Source organism: Vibrio gazogenes (genome assembly GCF_023920225.1).
In the GTDB taxonomy this organism is placed as follows: Bacteria; Pseudomonadota; Gammaproteobacteria; order Enterobacterales; family Vibrionaceae; genus Vibrio; species Vibrio gazogenes.
In genome coordinates this window covers 107,886-121,882 of the sequence record NZ_CP092588.1, presented here as the reverse complement: position 1 = coordinate 121,882, position 13,997 = coordinate 107,886, and the positions used below count along the sequence as shown (strand labels likewise).

The window sequence follows — 13,997 nt, the reverse complement described above, 5'->3', positions numbered from 1 at the left end:
TGATGCTTTATTATATTTTTTTCGTTTCAGCCAGCGTTGTTAGTCACCGCGCTTATTACTGATACTTGCAACTGACGTTATCAGCTTTAATCTTTATCAAGCAGTTGGGTCATTAAACGTGACTTCTTACAAAAAATATGTGAACTTCGTCAAAAAAACTCCACCAAACAAAAAACAGTTGTGACATTGTGTGCAATTCACGCCAATTCATTCATTAAAGAATTTATTGTGTTTTTTCATCATTTTCATGAATAAATAAGGCGCATAACATGATAGATTTTCGCGTGCTTGGCGACGAAGCATCAGCACGGCACCGATATATAGCAAATTTATGTTTCAATGCCATCTTCCGTATGATTGACGCCAACGGCCAAAATATCGAAACCACGTAAAGTGCTATTTTCAGTTATCCAGGTGATTTTAATTTTACCCCTTTTAATTTTTACTGATTAGCCAGTGACAATAAAAGCGACACCAGCAGCGTAAAATACAATCGGGTATAGCCAACTCGGGGGACGTTCGCGTAGCTGCTTCAGTATCAACGTAAGAATCATGCCCCCAATCATGTATAAAGGCACCACTTGAATCGAAGTGTAGTGTCTCATGTCATTAGGTAAATAGTAAAAATAGAAGGTCTGATAAAACAGTAAGAAAAAGCCATTGGCGAGAATTTCCAGTATCGGTCCATCTAGGCCGGACGCTAAACCGACCAACCAGTAAGCGCGCAATTGCCGTTTTTTGGCTGTCAGCACATAGTGCAAGCAGTATTGGTAAAAGCCATATACCGGCCAAGTAATGAAGTTCAGTGCTGAGGTGTAACCATCGTGAATGGGCCAGACATGGTATTGCCAGAGCGGTTTACCCATAACCAGATAATACAGTTTACCAAGAACCACTTCCCCAACAATCGCAGTGAGAAAAGTAGCGGCCATGAATAGGAATAGCTGGTAAATATCAAGACGAACCCACTGCTTGACTAGCAATGAGCTGAGCAGATAAAAAATGGTTATACCAATCAGGGAGCCAGACACGCCTAGTAGTATCAGTTCGCCCATTCGCATTGGACTCCTTGTTCATCCATAACTTGTTCATCCATAAAAAAGGGAGAGTCTGAGAGACTCTCACAAAATTGATATAAATAATAATTAGTTATTGTAAATAATGGAATGTCTATCGTTCTTGGCGAGCAATTATTTCGCAAAAAATATCACTGAGTACAATGAACGCGACCGCTATATCGCGTTAAAAATTCCACCAGATAACAAATAGTTATAACAATGTGTACGACTCACGCCAATTCATTTAAGCATTTATTATTTTTCTGAATGAATGAGACGAATGAAATGATGGATTCTCGCTTGTTGGCGACGGATCGACTGAGCGACAACGGCAGGGAAAATCTGGTTTACTCGAACAAACAGCTTCTCCGGCCAACCAATCCAACGAGAGGCTGTTTCATATTTTAAAGACTTGATGACCAGTTTTGCGACTGCCTGAGGTGAATCACTGCGGTTCCCGAGCTCCTGATTCATCTGTTTGACCAGTGATGAATTTAAATCAGTATCCGTTGCCCGGGGCGCGACATACAGTACCCGAATCCCAGAACCATCCAATTCGCGATCCAGCGCTTCACTAAAACGGTACATTCCCGCTTTAGCACTACAGTAAACGGAATAACCCGGATAACCGATACCCCCGAATGCCGAACCGATATTCAAAATAATACCCGGGCGATTCAACCAATTCAGCGCCATTTTACTCACTAACATCGGTGCTAACAGATTCACATTCAGCTCCTGCTGTACGGACGCAATGGTGCGATTGGCAAGCAGGTTAAATTCATTCACACCCGCGTTATTGATTACGATGTCGATTCCCTCACCAGACTGATTGAGCTGATTGCCTGTATGATTGAGTCGTTCCAGATCGGCCTCGCAGGTCAGATCAGCCGGAAAAATCACATGTTTTTCCGGCTCAGGCAGAGTGGCTCTGACAGCTTCTAACTTCTCATGGTGCCGTCCGACTAAAAACAGATGCGCACCCGCAGATGCCAGCTCAATCGCCATCGCCTGACCAATACCGCCTGAAGCACCCGTCAACAACACACGTTTACGCTTCAAATCCATACAATGTTCCTTATATGATTCCGTCTCTTGCTCATTTTTTTGCTTTCAACAATTTTTACTTGCAACAAAAAGAAGGCTAGAGCTCATGCTGATTTTTCATGAATGTCACCAAAAAAGTATTGGTCTGATTCTCTCGGGGCAGCAGTTCAACGGTTCCATGGTGCAGCTTGACGATATCTCTTGTAATCGCAAGCCCCAACCCTGCGCCATCACCTCTTTCCCGATTTGAACGATAAAAACTTTCAAACAATTTTTCACGCGCTTCCGCGGTAAGATCGTTACCGGTATCGGCGACATAAACCTGCACCCTATCCGGCAAATCTTTCAGAGTCACCATGATCTGTTGCCCTTCACCAGCATAGCGAATTGCATTATCAATGAGGTTACTCAGTAGAATTCCCAGTAATGATTCATCTCCGGGGATCAGACAGTCATCGCCGCTCAGTGACATCTCCTGTTTATTTCGCAACGCCAACGGTGCCAGTTCTCCCATGACATATTGAACTAAGCGTTTCAAATTGATCTCGACCCGCTCCATACTGTGGATGTTTTCAACCCGGGCCAAAGTGAGTAACTGTTGAATCAGACGATCTGAACGTTCAATGCCTCGCAAAATATTGTGTAAGTCGGCATGTAACTCATCTTCACGCTCACTGTTTAAGGCATTTTCAGCATTCAGTCGCAATACAGCTAACGGTGTTTTTAACTCGTGAGCGGCCATACCGGTAAAACGTCTTTCTCGTTTCCACGCACTATCCAGTTCAGCGAGTAATCGATTTAAGGTTGTCACTAACGATGACAACTCTGTCGTATCAAGCCCGACAGTCACGGAGTCGAGCTTACTCACACTCCGCCGGGAAATGGCCTGTTGCAATTCGGTAATCGGTGCAAAATGGCGATCAATCAAAAAGTACAATACCAGCGCTAAGCATGGGATCAGCACCAATTGTGGCACCAGTGTGGAAAAGGCCAGTTCGGTAATCATCTCATTACGGACCGCTTGCTGCTCCGCAACAATAATATATTCAGAATGCTGAGAATTGTATCGCTGTAAGGGAAGTTGAAAATACCGCCATTGCTTGCCGGCTATATCAACATAGCCAAACCCGGAATAAGTCGGATCATGCACGATCACATGATTGCGCAGATGCGAGCCCCAAACGACTTTGCCATCCCGATACAACTGAATCAGCAATTTCTGTTCATAGGGATGCCCATAAGCGGTTGCGTCCTCACTATGCGCATTTCGGATATTTTGCATCCAGCTATCTAACTGCCTGACATTTTCAGAACTCACCTGTAGCGTGCCGGAATCCGGTAGGCTTAATAAAAAGAGTTTGGCCGTCTGTCCCAAACGCGCATCATAGACTTCCAAAATTTCATGATGTGATGAGCTATAGCTGAAAAACAAGGAAATAAGAATAAACACCGAGGAAAGCGCAATCATCGACAACGTAATACGCTTTTTTATAGAATACATTTTTTTACTATTTTTCAATGATATATCCTACACCACGAATATTTTTTATCACATTCCCCGGGACTTTCTTCCGCAAATTATGGATATGCACTTCAATCGCATTATCACTGCTGCCTTCATCCCAACCATGTAACGACTGCTGAAGTTGCTCTTTACTCATCACCCGTCCGGCCTGATTCATCAGCGATGCCAACAGCTTAAATTCATTGTTGGTCAACTTCAGTGCCTGTCCTTGGTACAGCACAACTTGTCTGTCCAGAGACAACACTAAATCACCGATTTCCACCTGACTATCGGTTGCGCCGGAGAGTCGCCGAATCATCACGCGTAACCGGGCCAGTAATTCTTCTAATGCAAATGGCTTCACCAGATAATCATCAGCCCCGCCATCTAATCCTTTCACGCGATCTTGAATTTCATCACGCGCGGTTAAAATCATAATTGGTAGCGAATATCCCGCACGCCGCACCGCTTTCAGAACCTCGAATCCACCGATATCAGGCAGCATGAGATCAAGAATAATCGCAGTAAACTGCTCTGTTTTCAGAGCAGTCACAACACCGGAACCTCGTTCAAGCCAGTCAACCGTGTAACCCTGACGGTTCAATGCCGTCACCATCGACTGTCCCAATAACACATCATCTTCGACGAGCAATAGTCTCATTGAGCACCTAACTCTTTCAAACGTTGATGAACTTCGGCCATTCGTCCCTGATCAGCAAGCGGTCTCGTTGCTCTTGGCGGAGCCACCTCCGCACGTTTCAGATATTCAATCGCTTTAGCTTTGCGTCCATCTTCCGCCAGAAAATCACCATAAAAATAATTGGGGTCCATCCCATTGGGATTATATTTTAAAGCTTTTTTGAGCATCTCTTCAGCCTTATCATCATCACCAAACCCAACGGGCCATCCCGGTACTTTATAGTACAGTGTCCCTAATGTGACATATGCTGATCCGTCTAACGTCTCCGGTGCTGTTTTCACCACGTCTTCCAGCAAGGCTTTGGCTTGTTTTGCCAAAGAGAGCCCACCCAGTCCACCGTCTGCTCCCGCCAGTGAACTTTTACTAATTGCCAGCCAGATTTTCAAATCATTCCGATCCGGGGCATGTTGCAGCGAGCTTTCACTCAATTTAACCAGATTCTCCAGACAATAAATTTGCTGATCCTCATCCTTCGATTGATACTGACATTCGGCCCACTTTTTCTGAATCGTGACCAGTGGGTCAGCACCACTTGCCCATACGGATGATGACCCGATCAAAAGACAGCATGCAGTCATTATCCGGTTTCTTATACTCGCTCTCATAACCTGTTGCTCCTTGACGACAATTGGCCGCCGTTTTTATTGGGTTAGCGTCTGTAACATTTGTCCGTACAGCTGAAATACCATATTGGCAGAACGGATGATCACTTGCTGCTCATCCGGATCGGTGATCTGATCCATCAGGCGAGCAAAAAACTGAATATGCTCTTGATCAAGTTCACTATGAGAAGTCAGATAAGTCAATGCATCGTCCTGTAAATTGAGGGTCTGCTTAACTTGTTGAGCGACCTGCCCACCGATGCCAACACTTGTCCCTTCCAAGACCCAAACCATACCAAATAAAGCCAGCGGATGACCTCGGTCAATCTGGTGATATAAATAAGCGACCATCAATTCAATCGCTGAACAAACGGCACCGTCATTCTGATTATGACGCACATCATCGTCAGAACCACCACAAGCGCGAATATCATTTAAAATCCACTCATGGTGACCGATTTCCTCTTCAATATATTCGGCAATCGCAGTCCGCAACCATTCTTTTTCTTCGCCGAGACGAGCACCACATGCCATGAGCAATGGCACTGTATGTTTCACATGATGGTATGCCTGTGTCAGAAATGCCTGATACTGAGCCAAATTAATGTCGCCCTGATGACATGCAGCGATAATCGGTGCAGATAACATCGCCTCACGGGCAGGCTGGGTTGCTTGTTGTAGCTGATTAAAAAAATCACTCATCGGTTCTACTCCACATTCAATGTTAAAACTAAAGATCAATTCGCTTTATCACGTTCTCAAAAGACGCAATATCGTTGCACCACAAGTTAACCTGTTCTTCAACCAGATGCCGTTTAGGGCGTCCATTTGCCGTCAGTAATGCTCGGTATTCTTGCGGTGATAAAACCAATAGCACCTGACAAACATGTGCATAATCCGGCAACTGACGATTCAACGCGACAATTGCAGCCGTCACTTTTTCCACATCCTGAGACAAAACAACTCCCATGAGTCGGTCCTTGGCTTCACCGACAACAATTAGACTTCGCAGGACATCCCATTGTTGACTTTCCGACTCAATCCATTCGGGAGAAATATTGCGGCCAAATCCAGTAATAATCTGATTTTTCTTTCTCCCCTGAACCGATAAAAAGCCCTGCTCATTAACATGGCCCAGATCACCGGTCTCAACCCATTCTGAAGCCAAAGGCTGATTAATATACCCAAGTGCAACAGCACCTCTGACGAGAATCTCACCATCATCTGTAATCCGTACTTCAGCATGGGGCAAAATTTTTCCTGCGGTGCCGGGGCTATTGGCATCAGGTGTATTCAGACTAACCACCGAACCACATTCAGATAACCCGTATCCTTCATACACTGGCAACCCTAAACGATGGGCTTCAACCAATGTTTGTGGTGTAACTCTGGCACCACCGACAGCGACAAACCGAAGCGATGCAGCAAGTTGGGGAAGATGACGGGTCACAGCGATCAACGCGTGTAATAGCGCCGGTGTTAGTACCAGCGAGTTGGGCTGGTATTTTATTAATGCACCTGCAAATTGCTCCGGAGTAAACTGGCTAGAACCCTGCAGCCCGACAGATTCGCCATTCAATACCACCGATGTCAAACCAAGCACTAAGGGGACATACACGCCAGTGATATTTTCCAGCAATGTGGATAATGGCAACATCACCAAATGTTTCTCTAAATCACTTTGTTTGACCATCTCCTGCGCCAAGCTCGAAGTCACCTGATCGAGGTTCTGCTGGCTCAAACACACACCCTTAGGCTGCCCGGTAGAACCAGAGGTAAACGTAATTTTGACTGTCCCCGGAAGAATTCCCCCATGGACACAATGAGAATGTCCAAACGCATGGTTGAATTCTGATCGCCGCCCAATGGCGCACTCTTGCAGCTCACCGCAAGACTCAAATCCTTGCAAAGGCTGATCATAAATAAGCGTGTCTGTCCCCGTAAGAGAAAGGACGTGTTCAATCTGGGCAGAACTAAAGAATTTAGGCAGCGGCACACAAGGAATCTGTGCATACATTGCAGCTAAATCGGCAATCAGCCAGGACAAACTGTTCTCTGCATAGATAGCGATGCAATGTGACTGTAATTCGCTGAATACACCAGCATAATGACAGACTTGCTCAGACAATTGCTGAAACGTCAGTGTTTCCGGTTCACCAAGCGAATTCTGACCGATAAATGCAATGGCATCCGGACACTGACTCGCATGGGAAAATAATGCAGATAAGATGGTTCCACTCATGAATAATGCCTCACTCTATACAAATACCTTTGGTCAACCAATAACGCTTCAAATGGGCCAGACTTTGTTGAAGATCACCGGCGACAATTCGGGGACGAAGCTGATAGTAACGTCCCCACTGAGCAGCATTACTAACTCTTTGAGCATCCGCTTGAGCAATCACGATAGGGTTAAGTCCTAAGCGCTTCATCAGTGCATACAGCGGATCAGTGACTGTACAAATACACCATTGATATCCCATCTCAACCAAGCGTTGTGCAATCAGATAAAAATGAAATGGTGATATCCCTTTGGAAAACGAAGCCAGTTGTCCGAATTCAATCAGCGTCGTACGCTCGATGGGCTGGGCAAAAGCCTCAGAAACTGCTTTTTCAGCTGACAAGTCCAGATATTGCTCCAGAAATAACGGAGCTTCAGAGGCAGCTCGATAACCACAAATTGACTGAATCTCATCTCCCTGTAACAACGCTAGAAACAGTGGCATGAATTGCTCAATATTGGCATCAAATGCATATGAATATCTTTCGGCTATATACTGTTCAACCTGATGACGCATTGGATGCGTCTCACTAATCATCTCTAATTTCATTGAAGAATTGCGTAGAGCTGCTTGCATCATTCAACCCTCTTGAAGACCTGAAATCAGCATAAGAGGAAATACTTAAGAAAAGCTTAAGAGAGAAAATTGAAGCCAAAGACGACATAAAAAAAACAGCGCATCAATGGCGCTGTTTTCTAAAACTAATATTGAAATTAAAATGACAATTGAAATGTGTCGAGTTGTAACAACAAATTGAGAGTGTAAATAAATTATTTAACCGCAACCCCCATCATGACAGACATGACTCCCTGCGCAGTTTTAACTTTGAAGACCTGAGCGACGTTCACCTGAGCAAAACCCGCCTGAATCAACTCATCCTGCATTTCAACCATACCTAAACCAGATGTTCGGTCCTCATCATCGATGATCCAGTCCCAGTGAATAAATGTACTCCCTTGATTGAGCAGCGAATAAATAATCTCTAAAGATTCTGCCAAATGAGGTAAAAATTCACATACAGAGACGGCAACCACCAAATCAAACTGTTTACGAAAAGCTGGATGCTGAGCAACGAGTCCTCTCGTCAAAGCGTCAACAACAGGCTCAACATTTGTCAGTTCTTTTTTATCGAGCTCTTCAATCATGGCCTCTGATGAATCCAATGCAACAACCGAGCGAGCTTGTGGCGACATCAACTCACTTAACAAGCCAGTTCCACATCCGAAATCCAGAATGTGTTTGCCTTCCAAATGAATATTCTTCGTTAATTCAGCAAATACTTTTTCTGTCAGCTCTCTATTGACCTGATCAGATTCCCAAGCCATAGCGAGTTCATCCCAATCCTTCGCCATCGTGACCTCCATCCAACTCCGATTCAGGGCTTAGGATAACCAAAACAACCTTCGCTTCATAGCGTTACCTATTCATCACCATACAGATTTGTCACCTACGTCCCAACTCGCTATCGTCAAAGTAGAAAATTGGTCATTAGACCAGCAGATCGCTGCAGTGTCTGTCCTCTTAATTATCCACGATCGTCTGACTCATAGTCGTCTAGATCTTGCCCATACAACACATAACCCGTTTCTCCCAAGTCCAGATTCATTGTTTCTGTTTTGAGCTGACCGACAACATAAACAATGTCCCATAACTGCCGGATCGGCGCCCCATGCTCAAATTTGACATAAATAATCTGATTCGGAGGCGGTGGCGGCACATGAATACATGCACCAAGAAATGGTACCAACAGAAACTCGGTCACTGTTTTATCGTCTCCCTCCAGTGGAATGACAAATCCCGGGATTCTCACTATTTTTCCATCCAAGTCGTGCCGAACACCACCAATCTTCAACTGTGGCGGGGTATCATTATCATGGTCAATGGGTGTCGCGCGGACGGGAGGATCAGGATGCTGTTCCCCCTCGGGAATCAAGTCTTCCCATGATAATGTCATAACTGACTGTTGCCGAGCCTGCGCACTGACACTATCAGACAATAAACCTAACCCCATCAAGACAAATAAAAACCAAACCGTATTTCTTTCAATCATAGATTCATCCAAAACTGTATTTTAAGGACTGATTTTTCTTGCTCTTCAATATACTGAATCAATCGATAAATAATATAGTCACACAAAATCTTAATGATTTATTCACAAATTATTCATGTTTTTCCGTATTAATAAGAGAACGGATCTCAATGTGGTATCAGTGGATATTATAAAAAAAACACGGAGAATTTTTGTGAAAAATAACCATCTTTTATTAGCCAGTGGACTGATGGCGTCACTGGTCGGTTGTACTTCAACCGGTCAAACGTCTCAAATGAATACACCGCAAAAAAACGATGCTTGGTTTGTCCAGGCTCAGCAACAAATTGCTAAAGCAAAGGCGAATAAGCCCATCGCTAAACCGGCTAAAAATGTCATCTTATTTATTGGCGACGGCATGAGTGTCGGTACGATCACCGCAGCTCGAATTTATGAGGGACAACGTCGCGGTATGCAAGGCGAAGAGTATCAGCTCGCAATGGAACAGTTGCCTTACGTTGCCCTGTCTAAAACTTACAATACTGATGCCCAAACCCCTGATTCAGCAGGTACCGCAAGTGCAATGGTCACTGGGGTAAAAACCAAGCAAGGCATTATCAGCGTTGATGACAACGTTCAAAGAGGCTTTTGTAATACCCAAATCGGCCACGAAGCCAAAACGGCTTGGGAAATGGCAGCAGAAAAAGGACTGTCCGTTGGTGTGGTTTCAACGGCACGCATTACCCATGCAACACCTGCAACCACTTACGCTCATTCAGCTGATCGTAACTGGGAAAATGATACGAAACTCCCAAACATTGCTAAAAACCAAGGTTGTATTGATATCGCGCAACAGTTGATCAATTTCAATGGTGGTAAAGGTATGGATGTTGTTTTTGGTGGTGGACGTCGTGAGTTCTTACCAGCCACAACAGTTGATCCAGAAGGTAAGAAAGGTAAGCGCAAAGATGGCCGTAACCTGATTTCAGAATGGCAGGTAAAACACCCAGATGCCAAGTACGTTTATGACAAAACAGGGTTTGATGCGCTAAATGGTCATACCAAACAAGCCTTTGGCCTGTTTGAAAGCAGCCATATGAAGTATGAAGCTGACCGTAGAGACGGTGAACCATCCGTTGCAGAAATGACCGCGAAAGCGATTGATATTTTGTCCAAAAATAAAGAAGGCTATCTACTAATGGTTGAAGCCGGACGTATCGATCACGCCCATCACGCTGGCAATGCAGCCCGGGCCCTGATTGATACCGTTGCTTATGACGATGCAATCAAAGCGGCATTAGACAAAACCAACCCTGAAGATACACTCATCATTGTGACCGCAGACCATGCACACACTTTGATTTCAAATGGTTATGCCGATCGCGGCAACCCAATTCTCGGTCTGTCAAAGAGAAATGGTCAGTACAACGTCGATGATTATGGTAAACGTTACACAACACTGTCATACGGAAATGGACCAGGTGCTGTCAAAGGAGCTCGTTCTAACCCCACAGAAAAAGAAGTATTAGATCTAGACTATAGACAGCAAGCGCTGGTGGGACTGTCCTCTGAAACCCACTCAGGTGAAGATGTTGCTATTTTCGCCCGCGGTCCTGAAGCTTATCTTTTTCAGGGTGCTGTAGAACAAAACTATATCTTCCATGTGATGAATGAAGCTTTGAGTTTAACCAAGTAATCGGATTGTGATTGTCATATCGTATCCGTATGGATGATGTGATAATGAAATAAAGGCGAAAGCGACAATCAATTACAACGAAAAACCATGCTGAGGGAATCAATATCTTTCAGCGTGGTTTTTTATTGAGGTGACTTGTTCCAAATAGAAGTAAAAGACAGAAACTCTGATATGACGTGGATTGTTCGTTTTACCAAATATAATTGACGTTTTACCGGACATTATTATTGCGCTTTTGTCCCAATCCAGAGACAACGCTCTCTTTCTGTCCAAGAGATAATCGCATCACAATTTCAGACTGATGAGGCCCCATATGACCGATTTCCTCCACTCGCATCTGTCACTCAACCCAACGCCTGTCGGCAAGGTAAGCGCTATACTGCTCAAGCCTATTTGTCGAATACCTACCACACTTAGCATTTAGTAAAAAATCTCCCCAACTGAATAAGGAAATATCTTTACATTATATCAAAAAAAACATAACAATTAGTAGAATAGCTGCTTTCAAGTTTTCATCAAGCAACAAGATAATACCCTATTTGAATAGAAGCTAAACACAATAGGCATCGTATTAAGCTATCGATTTGACAGGAGTAATCAAATGCAAACGCAAGACGTCGAACTTTTTAATTTTAATTTCGGAGAGTCTGTCCATAATGATGAGCCAGAAAATGACACCTATAAAATGTCAGAATATATCGGCTTTATGAAGTCGGTAGAAGCAGACAATTCATCTTTAGAAAATGACACAAACCTGATGTTAACTAAATTTCGAAAAATTTATTATAATTCATTTGGTTGGAATAAAATTCTAATCCCCGAAACAGCAAACATCACGCCTTTCCCTGCCAGTAATTACACTCAAAAAATGCAACATAGCCATGAGACGGTGCTGTCAAATAATAATCTATACGATGTCGCACATATCTTTGCCATTTTAGACGCTAACAACCATAACGGCCCACTCACACCAGTACCAGAAAGCATTATTGAAAGCCCAAAAATCTGGGATAAGATAAAAGATATTGTCCCTGTTGTTGAAGACCGATTGATGGCATCAGGATGGCTTGGTGACTTATCAGAAATCACAGGGGAATTTTTACTACAACATAAAATAACGGATCATCTTCTCCCAAAAAACAAACAACATGAGAAAAAACAAAACATCATTGATCAATTTGGTGCTTATTATAAAAATTTAGCCAATGTCGATGGGATGATTATGGCAGGTAATGCCAGCAGTAATAAATATAATGGAAAAGACGTCTCCGAAATATTTGAAGATTTTTACGGTAATGGCACTCAACCAGGAGAGCGAGAGCAATTAAAATCATCCATTTATTTACGTTTCGGTGAATCGATTGGACTAGATGAGTGGGATGGCAGCACATTCAAAAACAGTGAAGATTGGCTAGAAAAACAAACAAAGAACCTACAAACCTGTACCGCTTTCTATTTTATAAAAATGAAAGGGGTGAGTTTAGACATTCCTGCCATCACTCAAGAAAAATTGAAATCCGACCTGACAACGTTTGTGGAAAATTTAAAAGAAGACGATATCAGACAGGATTTCGCTCTCTATGGTTTAGATATACTAAAAGATGAAAGCAAGACTTTAGAACAAGATTTAAAAACGTTAATCACTTGCTTTTTAATCTGGAATGGCTGGTACAAAAATATTTTATCAATCGATTTGGTACTCACCTCTTATCTAAATGGACTATCTCAAGCTATTATTAAAACGCAAACAAAGTAACCTAGTCATTTTTATCAAAATTAATGGGTTTTATAGAAAGATATATGTTTATTAAAGCCCATTTTGCAAGATGCGATAATAAAAATTTTGCAAACAATCATTATTCTCACTATCTCAATACAGCCACCAGATGTTTAATGAAAGTGCCTGTCTTAAGAACCAAAAAACCATGCCGGATATAAAATCTACAGCATGGTTTTTTATTTTATGTGGGCACGCACTTTATTTCATACGAATACACACTTCAAATCAGCAAACTAAAGTGCCTGTCCTCGTAATTAAGCCGTCGATGGCTCTGTCACTTCACTCGTTACCCGTTCACGACGTTTAACATTCACCAATTGAACGCTAATCGCCGCAAAAACGACCAACCCCATCCCACATAAACTCAACCAGTCAGCTTGTGCTGGCTCTATCACGTCTGTCCACCATCCCATGGCAACACATAACTCTGTCAGTAAAAAAGCCATGACCGGAGTCACTGCAATCACAGAACTCACTTGTACCGTCTTCCAATATGTCAGCGACTTGGCAAACGCCCCATAAGCTACGACCGTATTCAGGCAACAAAACAGGGCAATCAACCACTCTTCCAACGACATTTTCAGCAAATCTGCTGGGGATGTCAGAGGCAACATGACAACCATAGCCATGAGATAAATTCCCAACAATATATTGGATGAATCAAGGTGTTTAAAGAGAGATTTTTGAACCAGCGCATAAAGGCTCCATGCCAGCGCAGACACGAAAATAATGCTCAAACCAGTCAGCAAAATGACGGTTTCAGTCCCTCGACCACTTCGCAAAACCGGATGGAAAAAGATCAACAGCCCCGCAAACAGCAAAGCGAAACATCCCCACTGCCGCCATGAAATGTATTCTTTAAAGAAAACCGCGCCTCCAACCGCCAAAAACAGCGGTGCCATTTGCATACTTAATTGAGATGAGCCCGGAGTCAGATAAGCCAGACTCCATGCATAACAGGTGTAATTAATCATTAATAACACCCCGGCCAGCCCCAAACGCAGCCATTCTGGACGTTTTAATTGCCGATATTGAACTAAACGATTATTCCGTTTTTGCCATAACCAAACGATGATACCAGCCACTGAAAAACGCAGCCATGTGAGTGTTACCGGATCTGCAAAATCATTCGATAATTTTAATGCTATCGCAATCATTCCCCACGCAATCATGGTTGTACAACTCAATAACAGCCCATATATAAAGTTACGTGATATGTTCACCACTCATCCCCTTGCGAAAAAAAATCGTCCTACCCATATCATGCGGTTCTCTTGCCAAACAATCCAATGCATAATG

14 protein-coding genes are annotated in these 13,997 nt (G+C 43.3%); 2 read left to right on the top strand and 12 right to left on the bottom strand.

What is annotated here, in order from left to right:
- Nucleotides 1-449 precede the first annotated feature (449 nt).
- The 10 genes from MKS89_RS16170 to MKS89_RS16125 all read right to left on the bottom strand — a co-directional run bounded on the left by MKS89_RS16170 (nt 450) and on the right by MKS89_RS16125 (nt 9,240).
- Entirely contained in the window at nt 450-1,055 is a 606-nt protein-coding gene (locus tag MKS89_RS16170) for a hypothetical protein (protein WP_072954321.1), read from the bottom strand.
- A 258-nt stretch (nt 1,056-1,313) separates the two neighbouring features.
- Nucleotides 1,314-2,126: an SDR family oxidoreductase gene (locus tag MKS89_RS16165; protein WP_072954319.1), complete on the bottom strand. Its 813-nt coding sequence runs from the start codon at nt 2,124-2,126 to the stop codon at nt 1,314-1,316.
- A 76-nt stretch (nt 2,127-2,202) separates the two neighbouring features.
- Nucleotides 2,203-3,624, bottom strand: coding sequence for a sensor histidine kinase (locus tag MKS89_RS16160; RefSeq protein ID WP_072954318.1), 1,422 nt, complete (start codon nt 3,622-3,624; stop codon nt 2,203-2,205).
- Nucleotides 3,614-4,270 carry a response regulator gene (locus MKS89_RS16155; protein WP_072954317.1) on the bottom strand — a complete coding sequence of 219 codons (657 nt, stop codon included), beginning with the start codon at nt 4,268-4,270 and terminating at the stop codon, nt 3,614-3,616. Before MKS89_RS16155 ends, MKS89_RS16160 begins: the two co-directional genes overlap by 11 nt.
- Nucleotides 4,267-4,914 (bottom strand): tetratricopeptide repeat protein, encoded by a 648-nt coding sequence (locus tag MKS89_RS16150; RefSeq protein ID WP_072954316.1) that lies wholly within the window; start codon nt 4,912-4,914, stop codon nt 4,267-4,269. Before MKS89_RS16150 ends, MKS89_RS16155 begins: the two co-directional genes overlap by 4 nt.
- 36 nt (nt 4,915-4,950) lie before the next feature.
- Nucleotides 4,951-5,613 carry an iron-containing redox enzyme family protein gene (locus MKS89_RS16145; protein ID WP_072954315.1) on the bottom strand — a complete coding sequence of 221 codons (663 nt, stop codon included), beginning with the start codon at nt 5,611-5,613 and terminating at the stop codon, nt 4,951-4,953.
- Nucleotides 5,614-5,641: 28 nt separating this feature from the next.
- On the bottom strand, nt 5,642-7,153 hold the full coding sequence (locus tag MKS89_RS16140) for an AMP-binding protein (protein ID WP_072954314.1): 1,512 nt from the start codon (nt 7,151-7,153) through the stop codon (nt 5,642-5,644).
- Between the two features lie 10 nt (nt 7,154-7,163).
- The gene (locus MKS89_RS16135; protein ID WP_072955064.1) at nt 7,164-7,769 is read right to left on the bottom strand and encodes a thermostable hemolysin; all 606 of its coding nucleotides are present in this window, start codon (nt 7,767-7,769) and stop codon (nt 7,164-7,166) included.
- Nucleotides 7,770-7,963: 194 nt separating this feature from the next.
- On the bottom strand, nt 7,964-8,545 hold the full coding sequence (locus MKS89_RS16130) for a class I SAM-dependent DNA methyltransferase (protein WP_072954313.1): 582 nt from the start codon (nt 8,543-8,545) through the stop codon (nt 7,964-7,966).
- Between the two features lie 173 nt (nt 8,546-8,718).
- Nucleotides 8,719-9,240 (bottom strand): DUF3299 domain-containing protein, encoded by a 522-nt coding sequence (locus MKS89_RS16125; protein WP_373636467.1) that lies wholly within the window; start codon nt 9,238-9,240, stop codon nt 8,719-8,721.
- Between the two features lie 196 nt (nt 9,241-9,436).
- On the opposite strand from MKS89_RS16125, the gene MKS89_RS16120 reads away from it, so the two are divergent.
- Nucleotides 9,437-10,918 (top strand): alkaline phosphatase family protein, encoded by a 1,482-nt coding sequence (locus tag MKS89_RS16120; protein ID WP_072955062.1) that lies wholly within the window; start codon nt 9,437-9,439, stop codon nt 10,916-10,918.
- Between the two features lie 211 nt (nt 10,919-11,129).
- On the opposite strand, the gene MKS89_RS20910 is transcribed toward MKS89_RS16120, so the two are convergent.
- Nucleotides 11,130-11,255: a hypothetical protein gene (locus MKS89_RS20910; protein WP_261859404.1), complete on the bottom strand. Its 126-nt coding sequence runs from the start codon at nt 11,253-11,255 to the stop codon at nt 11,130-11,132.
- Nucleotides 11,256-11,519: 264 nt separating this feature from the next.
- Here MKS89_RS20910 and MKS89_RS16115 point away from each other — a divergent pair, with 264 nt between their 5' ends.
- Entirely contained in the window at nt 11,520-12,674 is a 1,155-nt protein-coding gene (locus MKS89_RS16115; RefSeq protein ID WP_072954304.1) for a hypothetical protein, read from the top strand.
- Nucleotides 12,675-12,952: 278 nt separating this feature from the next.
- Here the strand turns inward: MKS89_RS16115 and MKS89_RS16110 are convergent, their stop codons facing one another.
- Nucleotides 12,953-13,921: a DMT family transporter gene (locus MKS89_RS16110; protein WP_205409181.1), complete on the bottom strand. Its 969-nt coding sequence runs from the start codon at nt 13,919-13,921 to the stop codon at nt 12,953-12,955.
- Nucleotides 13,922-13,997 lie beyond the last annotated feature (76 nt).

Coding starts and splice junctions, on each gene's coding strand:
- MKS89_RS16140 (WP_072954314.1), bottom strand. CDS start 7,153: ATGAGTGGAACCATCTTATCTGCATTATTTTCCCATGCGAGTCAGTGT.
- MKS89_RS16150 (WP_072954316.1), bottom strand. CDS start 4,914: ATGAGAGCGAGTATAAGAAACCGGATAATGACTGCATGCTGTCTTTTG.
- MKS89_RS16155 (WP_072954317.1), bottom strand. CDS start 4,270: ATGAGACTATTGCTCGTCGAAGATGATGTGTTATTGGGACAGTCGATG.
- MKS89_RS16165 (WP_072954319.1), bottom strand. CDS start 2,126: ATGGATTTGAAGCGTAAACGTGTGTTGTTGACGGGTGCTTCAGGCGGT.
- MKS89_RS16115 (WP_072954304.1), top strand. CDS start 11,520: ATGCAAACGCAAGACGTCGAACTTTTTAATTTTAATTTCGGAGAGTCT.
- MKS89_RS20910 (WP_261859404.1), bottom strand. CDS start 11,255: ATGCGAGTGGAGGAAATCGGTCATATGGGGCCTCATCAGTCTGAAATT.
- MKS89_RS16135 (WP_072955064.1), bottom strand. CDS start 7,769: ATGCAAGCAGCTCTACGCAATTCTTCAATGAAATTAGAGATGATTAGT.
- MKS89_RS16145 (WP_072954315.1), bottom strand. CDS start 5,613: ATGAGTGATTTTTTTAATCAGCTACAACAAGCAACCCAGCCTGCCCGT.
- MKS89_RS16130 (WP_072954313.1), bottom strand. CDS start 8,545: ATGGCGAAGGATTGGGATGAACTCGCTATGGCTTGGGAATCTGATCAG.
- MKS89_RS16170 (WP_072954321.1), bottom strand. CDS start 1,055: ATGGGCGAACTGATACTACTAGGCGTGTCTGGCTCCCTGATTGGTATA.